This is a genomic window from Lichenicola cladoniae (assembly GCF_013201075.1).
Classification (GTDB): Bacteria; Pseudomonadota; Alphaproteobacteria; order Acetobacterales; family Acetobacteraceae; genus Lichenicola; species Lichenicola cladoniae.
The window spans coordinates 2,442,409-2,455,300 of record NZ_CP053708.1 but is presented as its reverse complement, the minus strand read 5'-3'; the positions used below and the strand labels follow the sequence as shown (position 1 = coordinate 2,455,300).

Genomic DNA, 12,892 nt, shown 5'->3' with positions numbered 1-12,892 from the left:
TGCTTGCTGCCATTGCAGAGGCATGGCGGATTCATCCACCCGGGACGGCACTGACAAGATAACGCGCGGAACCCCTGACTACCGGCGGCTGCGCATTGCACTCTTCCTGGCAGGGTTCGCGACGTTCTCGCTGCTCTATTGCGTGCAGCCGCTGCTGACCGTGTTCGGGAACGATTTCCACGTCAGCCCGGCCGGCGCGTCGCTGGCCCTGTCGCTGAGCACCGGCTTCCTCGCAATCTCGATCCTGTGCACTACGCCGCTGGCGACGTGGCTGGGACGGAAGCGGATCATGGGTGCGTCGATGATCCTGGCGGCATTGTGCAACATCGCGGTGACGTTCGCGCCCGGCTGGCACACGCTGCTGGTCCTGCGGGCGGTCGAGGGGCTGCTGCTCGGCGGCGTGCCGGCCGTGGCGATGGCTCACCTGGCCGACGAGATCCATCCCTCCGACCTGGGTGCCACGATGGGACTGTATGTCGGCGGCACGGCGTTCGGCGGCATGGCCGGGCGGGTCGGGACAGCTTTCGTCACCGAGCATGTCGGCTGGCGATCCGGCATGCTGGCGGCGGGAATGTCTTGCCTGCTCGCAGGGGTGTTGTTCCTGGTGCTGCTACCCGCCGTGCGCTCGACGCCACAACGGCCTGGTGCAGCCACTGCGTCGACGCTGCATGGCAATCTGCGTGCGTGGGGGCTGCATCTGCGCGACCCGGGCATGGGCGGCCTGTTCCTGACCGGCTTCCTGGCGATGAGCGCGTTCGTCACGGTCTATAATTATCTCGGCTTCCGACTGCTGCAGCCGCCATTCTCGCTGACCCAGGGCGAGTCCGGCGCGGTGTTCATGGTCTATTTGTTCGGTATCGTTGCCTCGCCTTTGGCGGGCCGGCTCTCGGCTCGGTTCGGACGTGGGCCCGTGCTGATCGCCGGGCCGGTCATGGGACTGGCCGGTCTGGCGCTCACGGTGTCCGGCTTGCTCGGGGCGACCTTGTGCGGGCTCGCCCTGATCACGATCGGGTTCTTTGTCTCGCACTCGATCGCCAGCGGCTGGGTCGGCCATCGCGCTGCTGTCGACAAGGGTCATGCGGCGTCGCTGTATCTGCTCGCGTACTACCTGGGCTCGAGCTTCATGGGATCGGCGGGCGGCTGGGTCTGGAGCGTCGGTGGGTGGAACGGGGTGGCGGGGTTCGCGGCGGTGCTGCTTGGAGCAGGGCTGTTGACGGCGTTGCTGCTCGCAGTGAGCGCATCACGCGTCACCTGATGGCGCCGGTGATTGCTATGCGTGTGGGAGCAGATAAACGCTCTTCAATTTCCTGCGGCCTGCTCGAGCCACCGCGGAAATTGCAACCGCCGAGAGTTTCCACCCTAATCCAATTGGCGGGCCGACCATGCGGACGGGCTCCCGTCCTGGCTTTGTCAACTGTTGGTCGGCGTCATGGCGACCGGGTTGGCCTTCCTCGCCAAAACGAGGCGATCTTCTCAATCTGGAATTGTGTGAGCCTTCGTGCCGTTGCCGCCTGCATCCGAAGCTTTGATCGCCTCGGCGAACGCCGCGTCCATGGGCAACGAGGATCTGACATGCCGTATTCGTCACCCACTTCTCCGTGAGCAAAGATCGTGTGCAGTGCTCGGAACTCACGTAAATCCGGCTCCCATGGCGGCGGCGCGTCATCGACCCCAGGCTGATATTCATCATGTCCAGACACGTAGTTACGAATAGTTGAAAACTCGAGGAGGCTGCAACTGCAGTGCCGGCAATCCAGCCTCTGTTGCAAAACGGCAACGCAGTGAGGGAACGACTTAGAAAAGCCCGTGGATCATTGCGACGTTATGACCGTGGCGTTACGTTTTCTTTAAGTGGATGGTTGGCATCGTCGTCGCCCCGTCGTCGCGCTGCGAGGAGGAGTTCAGAACATGATGCGCCGCGTTTCCATGTCCCGAAGGTATCTGGTCTCCTCGACCACGTTGGCAGGCTACCTGATATTATCGATCGGCGGAGCCCATGCGGCTCCATGCCCGGTTGGAAAGGTACACAACCACAAAGGCACCTGCATCACGACAAAGCATGCTCACGTTGCGCGTCACGCAGCAGTCGCGGCAACCCCACCCGCAGCACCCATAGCTGCCGGTGGCGGTGCCGCCGCAGTGACTGCGCCTGGCATCCTTCCCGCGTCGGCACCTGTTGCGCAGAACAACACCGAGAGCGTGGTCGTCACCGGTACGCTATTTCGTGACCCGAACCTGACCAGTGCGACGCCGATCACGCATCTGACAAGGCAGGATCTGCAGCGTCGAGGCATCAAGTCGGTCAGCGACGCGCTGCAGACGCTGTCGTCCAATGGCGCCGGCACCCTGACGAACGCCTGGTCCGCCGGCGGCGGTTTCGCGGCGGGCGCGTCTGCGCCATCGCTTCGTGGCCTGAGCACCGACTCGACGCTGGTCCTGATGGATGGGCAGCGGCTCTCCTACTACCCACTGGCCGACGATGGCGAACGCAATTTCGTCGATACCAACTGGATCCCGATGTCGATCATGCAGAATGTCGACGTCCAGGAAGATGGCGGTTCCGCGACCTACGGCGCCGACGCCGTGGCGGGCGTGGTCAACCTGATCACGCGCAAGGAGATCAAGGGGTGGGAAGGTCTTGCCGAGGGCGGTGTTGCACAGAACGGAGATTCCGGCCACCAGCGTCTCTATCTCACCTATGGCCATGGCGACCTCCGCCACGATGGCTACAATTTCTACGTCAACGGCGAGTATCAGCAGGACGATCCCTACTACTATCGCCAGGCCGGCCGGCCATACAACACCGGCGACGAGACCAGTGTTGGAGGAATAAACGGCAACACGAACGTTTCGGACGGCAATGGTGGGATCAATAACTTCGCCTCGACCACCGTACCTGTCGTGCGTCCGAGCGATGGCTCGACGAGTGGTGTGGGGGCGTGGCAACTGCTTAATCCGCAGGCAGGTTGTGGCGGCAGCGGTATCGGCGGTGTGGTGACTGGCGCCGCAGTGACTGGAGACAACGGTCGCACCCAGACATGCGAGCAGAACAGCCAGCAATACAAGCAGATTGCCCCGTCGCTCCGCCGGATCAACGCGACAGCACACTTCACGGCGAACGTCACGGACGAATCTCAGCTGGTCGCCATGTTCAACTATGGCCAGGTGCAGTCGGTCTCCCAGGGAATTAATCCCAGCTTCGCTCGCGTGCAGAGCCAGGATCGCTCGATCAATACGCAAAGTACTCCGCTCCCGGTCACTTTGCCCAACGGACAGCTTAATCCAAACAATCCATTCGCCGCCCAGGGTTTGCCAGCGGAGATCGACTACCAATTCGGCAATCTGATTCCAACAACTCGCGAGTTGTCGCAAAATTATCGCGGTTCGGTCGACTATAGCGGCTACGTCCCATCGAAGTGGGGCTCGGAATGGAACTACGACGCCAATTTCGTTGGCATGAACAGCGTTCTTGACCAGACGATCACTGGCGTACCGACCATTGCCGGCATCGAAAACGCGATCAACAGCGGTTCCTACAACTTCGTCAACCCGTCGCAGAATTCACAAGCTGAGCTGAACTCGATTGCGCCGCGGAACCATATCCGTGCGACGTCCCAGGAGTATTCGCTCCAGGCAACGTTGAGCAAAGGCCTGTTCCAACTGCCTGGTGGAACGGCCAAGCTCGCGATCGGTAGCAATATCCGTTACGAGGCGCTCAACGATCCGAGCGCGAACAGCTTCGAGCTCGGCGACCCGGACCAGTACACCGGCCTGATCAATCCTGTCAGCGCGGTCGGCCATCGCTGGGTCGAGTCCGGCTTCTTCGAAGTCGATTTGCCTGTCATCAAGATGGTGGATATCGACGGTTCTGGTCGGTTCGACCACTACTCCGAGGGATTCAGCCACTTTTCGCCGAAGGTCGGCCTGACCTTCAAGCCGTTCGAGAAACTATGGCTCCGCGGCACGTTCTCGGAGGGCTTTCGCGTACCGAGCTTTGCTGAGACGGGCGGCACTACGGTCGGCTACACGACTTACCAACCGACAGATCCGGCCTTCCTCGCCCAGCATACGGCGCCGAGCGGGCAACCCGACACCTACGCGCAGGCATACTCGATCGGCAATCGCAGCATCGGCAATCCCAGCCTTAAGCCGGAGACCTCGACCAACTTCACGGGCGGCCCGGTATTCCGTCCGACCAATTGGCTTAGCCTGACCGCAGAATATTACTATATCCGCAAGAACAACTATATCACGCCGAACCCGGTTTCGGTCTCCGACGTCGCAGGTGCGTGGATCGCCAACCACGCCGCGTATCCCGCGACGGGCCTGCCGATCAGCGTTCGTCCCGATATTCCGGATACGGCGGCGGCACCCGGCGCATTGCTTCGTCCTGCGGAGATCGACGTCGGCTACGTGAACGCCAACAAGGAAACCACGGATGGTTTCGACCTGGCGCTGCAGTCGCACACACACCTTCCGGGCATTTTCCATGATGTGATGTGGATCAGCCAAGGTCGTGCCACCTATGTGCGCAGCCTCAACCTGACTCTACCGGATGGCGGCGGCACCGAGCATTTCGCCGGGACGCTCGGGCCGTATGGCGCGGTCTCCGCGTCCGGCACGCCGCGCTGGCGTGCCAACTGGTCGAACACGATCATCTACAAGAAACTCTCGGTCACGCCGACGGTCTATTACATTAGCGGGTATCGCACGACCGCGGAGGATCAGACTGGTCCTGGCACAGGCGGCGATTGCGCCAATGCACTGTCGGGGAACTCGTTCTCTCCCGCACAGTGCCACGTGAAGGCATTTTGGGACGTGGACCTGACCCTGAGCTACGACGTCACCCCGCGACTGACTGCCTACCTCAACGTCTACAACGTGCTGGGCTTCCGCTCCCCGTACGATTTCGGAACCTACGGTGGCTATCTCTACAACCCGGCCTGGTCACAAAACGGCATCGTGCAGCGCAACTTCCAGTTCGGCGTGCACGGGACGTTCTGATCTTCGTGGTGGAGATTCGGCTGATCGCGCTTTATCGCGGTCAGCCGGGAGACGGCACCAACGCGATGACTGCTCACTGGCGTATGCGCGAGCAGGAAGGCCACGAGGATCGGCGGTAGAGTCAGACCAGCGCGTTGTTGACGAGATTCGGAATGGAGACCAACTGGAGCCTATACCGATGCCTTCCAGGCTGTGACCTTGTTCGGCCCCTTCGTCGGGCGGGGTAGCATTCGGAGCGTTTGCAGCCTGGCATTCGAGCAGGACGTCTCGCTGTATCTGGAACGACGCTTTCGCAAGGTGGCGCGCCTGTAGCCTTTTCCTGGCCGCTACTGCAGATCGACCGGCATGGCTGTCGTTGACATAGGGGCCTTGCCTCCCCGCCATGACTTGTTCTTCATGCCCGTTGCGGAATGGAGAGTGGCGTGTCCCAGAAGGTCATCGGCTTGATCGGCGGATTGAGCTGGGAAAGCTCTGCCGAATATTACCGGATCATAAACCAGACTGTCAGGGCTCGTCTTGGGGGCTTACGCTCGGCCCGATGCTTGATGTGGTCGTTCGACTTCGGAGAAATCGAAGCGCTCCAGCATGCCGGTCGCTGGGACGAAGCCACAGCCGAGATGGTTGCGGCTGCACAACGTCTGGAACGCGGTGGTGCGGACTTCATAGTGATCTGCACCAACACGATGCATCGGATGGCCGACCAGGTTCAGGCAGCCATAGGCCTGCCGCTTCTGCATATCGCCGATCCGACTGCGAAGCGGATCAGGAGTGCCGGACTGAGAAAGGTCGGCTTGCTGGGGACCGCCTTCACCATGGAGCACGATTTCTACAAGGGACGGCTCATGCATCGGCATGGACTGGAAGTGCTGGTGCCGGGCGACGAGGACCGCGCCCGGGTGCACAGGGTGATCTACGAGGAGTTGGTACAGGGCCGGGTAGAACCGTCCTCGCGCCAGGCTTTTCGCGAGGTGATCGCCCGACTGGTGGAACATGGAGCGGAGGCCGTCATTCTGGGCTGCACCGAGATCATGCTGCTGGTGCGGCCCGAAGATAGCACAGTGCCACTTTTCGACACGACTGCTCTCCATGCCGAGGCGGCGGTCGATCTTGCCATTGTCGGAACCTGACGCACTCTTTAACAGGAGTGCTGTAATTTCAACACGCTCTGCGCCGTCCTTCAGGCTGCTTGACAGTGGGCGAACGTCCCATGAGGTCCCTCGGTAAGTCGTTGCAGATCGTCAGAAGCTGCTCAACCCGTGGTGGCAGGAGCGTTTGCGCGTATCGCCGACGTGAACAATCCAGCGCCGTAGCATCATCCCTTGACTGCCCCGGATGCCAGCCCTTCGATCAGGAAGCGCTGCAGATAGAGGAAGCAGGCCGCAACGGGGACCACGGTCAGTACGGAGGCTGCCATCAGTCCCCCCCAGTCGGTGACGTGCGCGCTCTTGAACATCATGATGCCGGGGGTCAGCGTCCTGTGCGCGTCATCATTGATGAACACGTAGCCGAACATGAACTCGTTCCAGGCATTGATGAAGGCGAAGGCTCCGGCGGCCAGGATCCCCGGGGCGGAGAGTGGCAGCAGGATCCGGTAGATGAAACCGGTCCGGGAGCAGCCATCCATCTCGGCTGCCTGCTCGATCTCGCCCGGAACCGCGTCGAAGAAGCTTTTCAGCATGAAGACGCAGAGCGGCACCGTGAAGGTGCAGTAGACGATGATGAGGCCGGTGTAGCTGCTGAGCAGCCCGAACTGACGCATCAGCATGTAGAGCGGCACCAGCAGCAGCACGCCCGGGATCATCTGCGACAGCAGCAGCGCCGAGCCCACTGTGCGCGCGATCCCGGTATGCGGCCAGCGGCTCAGCACGTAGCCGCAGAACACCGCGATCATCAGGGTCAGTATCGTGGCACTGCCCGCGACGATCAGGCTGTTCCGGAAGTAGATCGGGAAGCTGGTCTCGAACAGGACGCGCCGGAAATTATCCAGTGTCGGACGCAGGATCAACAGGCTCGGATGCAGGCTCTGCACCTCATGCAGCGGCTTGAGCGCGGTGTCGAGCATCCAGACAAAGGGAAACAGGCAGAAGATCGTGAAGCCGACGAGTACGGTATAGGCGACCACGCTGTTGATGCGTTGCGCGCTTTTTCCGATAACCATCAGGCTGTCCCCGCCTGGCTCGATGCGATACGGCGCATGCCGTAATATTGCATGAAGAACACGCTCGCCATGAAGCCCATCATCATGGTGGCCAGTGCGCATCCGGCCCCGACATCGAAGTTCTGCAGTGCGTAGCGATAGATCATGATCGGCAGCGTTTCCGAGCTGTTCAGCGGGCCGCCCTGTGTCATCACCCAGATGAAGTCGAAATTGACCGCGGTCCAGACGATGTGGATGACGATCAGGGTCATCGAAACGACGCGCAGATGTGGCAGGGTGATGACCCGGAAGCGCATCCAGGATCCGGCGCCATCGATGACCGCGGCCTCATGCAGGTCGGCCGGGATCGCCTGCAGAGCGGCCAGGAGGCTGATCGTGTAGAAGGGGAACGAGCGCCAGATATTGACCAGGGTGACTGCAAGCAGGGCGGTGCCGGTCTGGCCCAGCCAGGCGATCGGCGCGTGGATCAGGCCCGCCTGGACCAACCAGAGATTGAGCACGCCATATTCGGGCGTGAGCATCCAGGTCCAGGTCAGGCCGGCCACCACGATCGGAATGACCCAGGGCACGATGATCGCCGCCCTGAAGAACGCCCGGCCGCGCACGTTGGCGTTCAACGCCAGCGCCGAGATCAGGCCCAGGGCGTATTCACCGGTCACCGACAAGGCAGTCCAGAGCGCGGTGTTGCCGAGTGCCGGGAGGAAATCGTCATCGTCCAGCACGGTCCGGAAATTATCGAGGCCGGCGAAACCGCTGATCGATGGGTTGACGAGATTTGCGTAGCGGACGCTCTGCCACAGGACCCGCAGCAACGGGTACGCCGACAGCAGCAGGAAGAACAGGACGGCCGGCAACACGAACCAAAGCGCTGTGCGCCGTGTCTGGGCGGCCCGCGTCAGCTGCCGGGGAGGCGTGCGAACCTTCGCACGCGTTCCCTTGTCGGCGCAGGTTCCCGGATAGGCCCGCGACTGCTTCATGAGAGACGGCTTCTCATGTCAGCTTGCAGCCAGTTCGCCGGATTTGCGGAGATCCTTGTTGATCGCACGGCCGAGCCAGGCGGCGACGGTGGCGGGATCCTGATGTCGCAGCAGCACCCGGCCGATGGCCTCCTGCATGTCACGTGAAACCTGCCCCAGCGCAATCGGCGGAAAGGTTTTTCCGATCGGCGTCAGCTTGGCGAATCCGGTGGCCCATTTATCCGTGCCTCTCACATCCTCTCGCGGAGAGTCGGTGGGCCGGGCAAGGCTCTGGTATTCCTTGCTGTCGAGATAGGATGCGAACTCGAACGCTTCCTTGGGGTGTGGGCTGGCCTTGAACACATAGATCGGGTTGATCTCGAAGTAGGTCGCGGCATGTGCCAATTTCGGCGGCGGTGCGATCTGCACGTCGCGCATGCTGTCCGGATACTGCGCCTCGTGCAGGTGCATCCACGAGCCATCCATGACCATCGCATATTGGCCAAGCGCGAAATTATTGTCCTCTTCTTCCCATCCCCAGCTTGTCGCATTGGGAGCGATCACGCCCTTGGCCAGCATGGTCTGGTAGAGCGTCAACACCTCGGTCATCCGCTGCAGCTGCGCCGTGTCGGTGTCCCAGTTGTTGCGGAAGCGCCCGCCGGTGCGTGGCTCGGCAAGCGTCACGTCGTTCTGGGCCATGAGGGTGAACAGTTCCTGCGGCGCCCGGACGCTGTCGTTCGCGACGCCGAAGGCATACTTGCCGGTGGCGGCGTGTATTTTCGGTGCGTCGTCCACCAGCTCCTGCCAGGTGGTCGGCGGTGTCGTGATGCCGGCTTTCGCCAGCATGTCCGCATGATACAGCAGGCCACGGATGCCGAGATAATGCGGCAACGCCTTGAGGCGACCGTTGATGGTGAGGCCGGCAAGTACGCTCGGATAGATGGCGCTCCGGTCGGGCCACGTACTGGCGGCGTCGGTGAGGTCGGCGAGTGCGCCCATGCGGTCCATCTCGCCGAGCCACTCGGACAGGCCCCAGCTCACGTCGGGGGGCTGCCCGCCGGCGATCGCGGTGATGAGCTTGTCGTGCATCGCGCCGAAGCTCATGTCCTGCACATCGATCTTGATGTCGGGATGCAGCTTCTCGAACCTGGCGATACCGTCCTGTGCGATCTTCGCGTCCGGCAGCGCCGGATCCCACGCGACCCAGAAATGCAGCGTGACCGGGTCCGCGGCTTGCGCCAGTCCAGTTCCGCCGAGCAGCAGCCCGACCCCGAGCGCCAGTCCGGATAGCTTCATGATGGGGTTTCCCGTTTGTTTCTTGATTATGATCGGCGCACGATGGTCCTGCTCGTGCGATGTCAGGACGTCAGTGCCGACGGTGATTCCGCGGCATTGTGGGCAGGTTGCGCGGCCCGGAGCTCCTCGACGCTGCGCACCGACAGCCGGGCGGCGCCGCTCGATGCCCGGGACATGTTCGGCCCCGCCTTGCCGATCCGCTGCTTCGCCCCGTCGATCGCCCAGGCGAACTGCGGGAGCCACTGTGCTTCCGCCACCAGCAGCTGGTCCACCATCTGCCAGACTTCTTCCGGATTGCAGACTGCGCCCACCAGCGGATCGTGCAGCATCGCCAGCCGAAGCAGGTCGAGATCGCCCTCGACCGCCGCCTTCAGCGCCATCCGCTGCACGTTGACCGAGACGGAGCATGTGGCGGCGCAGCCCATCGGCAATTCGATGCCGGCCACCATGTTCAGCCCGAACCGGTCGACAAAGCCCGGGGTCTCGACGATGCAGTCCGGTGCGAGATTGGTGATGAGCCCGTCGTTGCGCACGTTGAAGTGCCCGCGATAGACGCTTCCGGTCTCCATCGCCTCGATGATGTGCGAGCAATGCTCGTCGGATCGCTCATACTGCGAAAGCGGTGAACCGGCCTCCGCGAGCCAGCGCGGGAAGTCGGTCTCGAACCAGTTGCGCTGCTCGGTGCAGTAGCGCAGGTAGCCGCCGGTCTCGCCATTGATCCAGTTCGACATGTCGATCCAGTCGATGATCTCGTCCGGACGCTTGCGGTACCAGGGCAGGTATTCGCTCAGGTGGCCGTTGCTTTCGGTCGAGTAGACGCCGAAGCGACGCAGCACGTCGATCCTGACTTTTTCTTCCTGCGAAATGACCGGATGGCGCTCGAACGCGGACAGCAGCTCGTCGCGACCGATGCGGCGCCCTTTCCAGCGAAGGTCGACGTACCAGGTCTGGTGGTTGATGCCGGAGCAGACATACTCGATCTCGTTCGCATCCTTGGCTCCGAGCACCTCGGCGATCTGTCGCCAGCCATGCTGTACGCCATGGCACAGGCCGATCGTGTTGGCGATCCCGCCATGCTCGATAGCCGCCCAGGTGTTCATCGCCATCGGGTTGGCGTAGTTCAGGAACCAGGCACCGGGCTCGGCGACGTCGCGGATGTCTTTGCAGAAGGCCAGGATCTCGGGCACCGTGCGCATGCCGTACATCAGGCCGCCTGCACAGATCGTGTCGCCGACGCACTGGTCGACGCCGAAGCGCAATGGCACCTCGATATCGTGGTGGAAGGCTTCGAGACCGCCGATCCGTACGCAACAGATGATGTAGCGTGCACCTTCCAGGGCGCGGCGTCGATCGGTGGACGTGGTGACACGCGCGGGCAGTTCGTTTACCGAAATATCCTTGGTGACGAGTTGCGCCACCATGTCGAGATTCTCGGCATTGATATCGTGCAGGGCAAATTCGGTTTCCGCCAGCGCCGGCACCTTGAGGATGTCGCGGACCAGCTTGCGGGTGAAGCCAACGCTGCCGGCTCCGATAACGGCGACCTTCATTTTATCTCCTGGGATTATCCGGGCGCTGGAGCTTTTCATCCAGCAAGCAAGTTCGTGCTATCATGAACGCCGGCCAGAGAGCCAAAAAGAGGAAATTCGTGCTTTGTCGGTGACTTCCGTGCTGCAAGCCCTGTCCGAGCGTGGTCCCGGCGCAGTGTCGCTCGCTTACCCGAAGGGCCGCTACCGTTTGCATGCAATGGTGACCAGCGCCGGCTATGACGAGTGTTCCGGCCGTTCCTACGATTGGGACGGATTGAAGCGGGGCGAGGTGCCGTTCGTGCTGTTGCAGCACACGATTGCCGGGACTGGCCGGCTTCGTTACGAGAACCGTCAATTCACGCTGCGGCCCGGCCAGACCATGTTGCTGAACTTTCCGCATGACAACCGCTACTGGCTGGAGCGGAATAAAAGCTGGGAATTTCTCTGGATCTGCCTGAATGGTCGGGAAGTCCTGCGAATGTGGCAGGAACTGAAGGCAGTGGGGCCGGTGGTGGAGCTGCCGGAAACCAGTCTCCACCGGTTGGTCGAAACATGCCTGGCGGTGCTGGACGGAACTGTTACGACGCCGGCGCAGGCGTCCGTGCTAGCCTATTCGATGGCGATGCAACTGGCCGACGATCTGCTCGCCTGGGGTGCGGTACGGACGGCTTCCAAGCGGCCGGCGGCGATCGAACGCGCGATCTCGCTGATCCACGGCAATCCGGCCGAGTTCCTCGATGTCGAACGGCTTGCACGCGCGTCCGGCTATAGCCGCTATCATTTCTCGCGGTTGTTCGAGCAGCATGAGGGGATCTCGCCGGCGCGGTTCCTGTTGCGCTTGCGCATGGAGGAGGCGTCGAGACTGCTTCGCCTCGAGGAAGGGTCGATCAAGGCAGTCGCCCAGCGCTGCGGCTTCGTGGACGCCAACTATTTCACCAAGGTGTTCCGGCGTTTCTTCGGCATCACACCGAGAGACTTCCGACGCAGCGGCATGTTCAACGGGGCACCGCCGACGTCCCCCGGATGATCGGCGGGCCGTGGTGGCGGTTTACGCCGATGGTGCGGACCCATTCAGGTAGTTTCGGAGGAGCTTTCCATCCGCAGTCGCGGGGTCGATCAGTCCGCGACGCAGGAACAGGTCGATCAGCACCAGGGTGACGTTGAACTTGAACTCGTCGGTGTCGCGGACCAGGCGGAAGGCTTCCTCGATCGGGATCAGCATGAACTCCGCAACCTCGTCGTCATTCGGCACCGGCCGGAAGCTGTCCGGCAGGATTAGGTCGAAGCAGTGCAGCCGGTCGCGTCGCAGCCCCTCTGGCCGCGCCATGGCGTAATCGATGGTGCCGACCGAAACCGCTTCCCGGGCCAGCTCGGGCGGCAGGCTGCACTCCTCCTCGCCTTCCTTGGCCAGGGTGGTCCAGATGTCGTAGCCAGCGGACACGCCGCCGGCGACCAGATGGTCGAGCTTGTTCGGATCCAGCTGCTTGTTCGCCGCCCGCCGTCCGACCCACAGATGCGTGCCGTCCGCACGCTCGACCAGCCCGTTCAGGTGAACGCCGTTGGCGAGCACCCCGAAACTCGGCAGGGCGCCGCGGTCGAGCCGTGCCAGCACCGGACCGTCCGGTTCGCCGCGCACATCGAACGGTTCGGCGCGGAACCGGAACAGGCCGGCCTGGGATAGCTCCCGGCCCAGCGGTTCCAGCAGCAACGGATCGTCCAGGATCAGCCGGCCCGCCTCGTTGCGAACGTCACGGCGCTCGAGCTCCTGCGCCATATGCGGCGGTATCCAGCCGACCTGGATTCCTCCCAGCAGGAACGGGAACCGGCCGCCGGGCAGGCGGGCATTGTTGCAGGCATCGAGGTGGCGGAGGAACGGCGCGATCGGGCTGGTCATGCCGCAGCCTGCCGCAGCGGACGTGGCGATTGCAACGGAACTCCTTTGCAATCAG

At 62.6% G+C, this 12,892-nt stretch carries 9 protein-coding genes; 4 read left to right on the top strand and 5 right to left on the bottom strand.

Annotation, left to right across the window (positions count from 1 at the left end; genetic code table 11):
• Positions 1-22 precede the first annotated feature (22 nt).
• From HN018_RS11365 to HN018_RS11355, 3 genes are all read left to right on the top strand, one after another.
• The gene (locus tag HN018_RS11365; protein WP_171835500.1) at positions 23-1,255 is read left to right on the top strand and encodes an MFS transporter; all 1,233 of its coding nucleotides are present in this window, start codon (positions 23-25) and stop codon (positions 1,253-1,255) included.
• Between the two features lie 653 nt (positions 1,256-1,908).
• Entirely contained in the window at positions 1,909-5,004 is a 3,096-nt protein-coding gene (locus HN018_RS11360) for a TonB-dependent receptor plug domain-containing protein (protein ID WP_171835499.1), read from the top strand.
• Between the two features lie 422 nt (positions 5,005-5,426).
• Positions 5,427-6,131, top strand: a complete 705-nt coding sequence (locus HN018_RS11355; RefSeq protein ID WP_239478604.1) for an aspartate/glutamate racemase family protein — start codon at positions 5,427-5,429, stop codon at positions 6,129-6,131.
• Positions 6,132-6,316: 185 nt separating this feature from the next.
• Here the strand turns inward: HN018_RS11355 and HN018_RS11350 are convergent, their stop codons facing one another.
• From HN018_RS11350 to melA, 4 genes are all read right to left on the bottom strand, one after another.
• Positions 6,317-7,162, bottom strand: a complete 846-nt coding sequence (locus tag HN018_RS11350; protein WP_171835497.1) for a carbohydrate ABC transporter permease — start codon at positions 7,160-7,162, stop codon at positions 6,317-6,319.
• Positions 7,162-8,139 (bottom strand): carbohydrate ABC transporter permease, encoded by a 978-nt coding sequence (locus tag HN018_RS11345; protein ID WP_171835496.1) that lies wholly within the window; start codon positions 8,137-8,139, stop codon positions 7,162-7,164. The genes HN018_RS11350 and HN018_RS11345 overlap by 1 nt, the downstream gene beginning before the upstream one ends.
• Positions 8,140-8,157: 18 nt before the next feature.
• Entirely contained in the window at positions 8,158-9,414 is a 1,257-nt protein-coding gene (locus tag HN018_RS11340; RefSeq protein ID WP_171835495.1) for an ABC transporter substrate-binding protein, read from the bottom strand.
• Positions 9,415-9,476: 62 nt separating this feature from the next.
• On the bottom strand, positions 9,477-10,964 hold the full coding sequence (gene melA, locus HN018_RS11335; RefSeq protein ID WP_171835494.1) for an alpha-glucosidase/alpha-galactosidase: 1,488 nt from the start codon (positions 10,962-10,964) through the stop codon (positions 9,477-9,479).
• A 109-nt stretch (positions 10,965-11,073) separates the two neighbouring features.
• Between melA and HN018_RS11330 the strand changes: the two genes are divergently transcribed.
• On the top strand, positions 11,074-11,970 hold the full coding sequence (locus tag HN018_RS11330; RefSeq protein ID WP_239479288.1) for an AraC family transcriptional regulator: 897 nt from the start codon (positions 11,074-11,076) through the stop codon (positions 11,968-11,970).
• Positions 11,971-11,991: 21 nt separating this feature from the next.
• Here the strand turns inward: HN018_RS11330 and HN018_RS11325 are convergent, their stop codons facing one another.
• Positions 11,992-12,837 carry an NUDIX hydrolase gene (locus tag HN018_RS11325; RefSeq protein ID WP_171835492.1) on the bottom strand — a complete coding sequence of 282 codons (846 nt, stop codon included), beginning with the start codon at positions 12,835-12,837 and terminating at the stop codon, positions 11,992-11,994.
• Positions 12,838-12,892: the final 55 nt, after the last annotated feature.

Coding starts and splice junctions, on each gene's coding strand:
- HN018_RS11365 (WP_171835500.1), top strand. CDS start 23: ATGGCGGATTCATCCACCCGGGACGGCACTGACAAGATAACGCGCGGA.
- HN018_RS11360 (WP_171835499.1), top strand. CDS start 1,909: ATGATGCGCCGCGTTTCCATGTCCCGAAGGTATCTGGTCTCCTCGACC.
- HN018_RS11350 (WP_171835497.1), bottom strand. CDS start 7,162: ATGGTTATCGGAAAAAGCGCGCAACGCATCAACAGCGTGGTCGCCTAT.
- HN018_RS11345 (WP_171835496.1), bottom strand. CDS start 8,139: ATGAAGCAGTCGCGGGCCTATCCGGGAACCTGCGCCGACAAGGGAACG.
- HN018_RS11340 (WP_171835495.1), bottom strand. CDS start 9,414: ATGAAGCTATCCGGACTGGCGCTCGGGGTCGGGCTGCTGCTCGGCGGA.
- melA (WP_171835494.1), bottom strand. CDS start 10,964: ATGAAGGTCGCCGTTATCGGAGCCGGCAGCGTTGGCTTCACCCGCAAG.
- HN018_RS11325 (WP_171835492.1), bottom strand. CDS start 12,837: ATGACCAGCCCGATCGCGCCGTTCCTCCGCCACCTCGATGCCTGCAAC.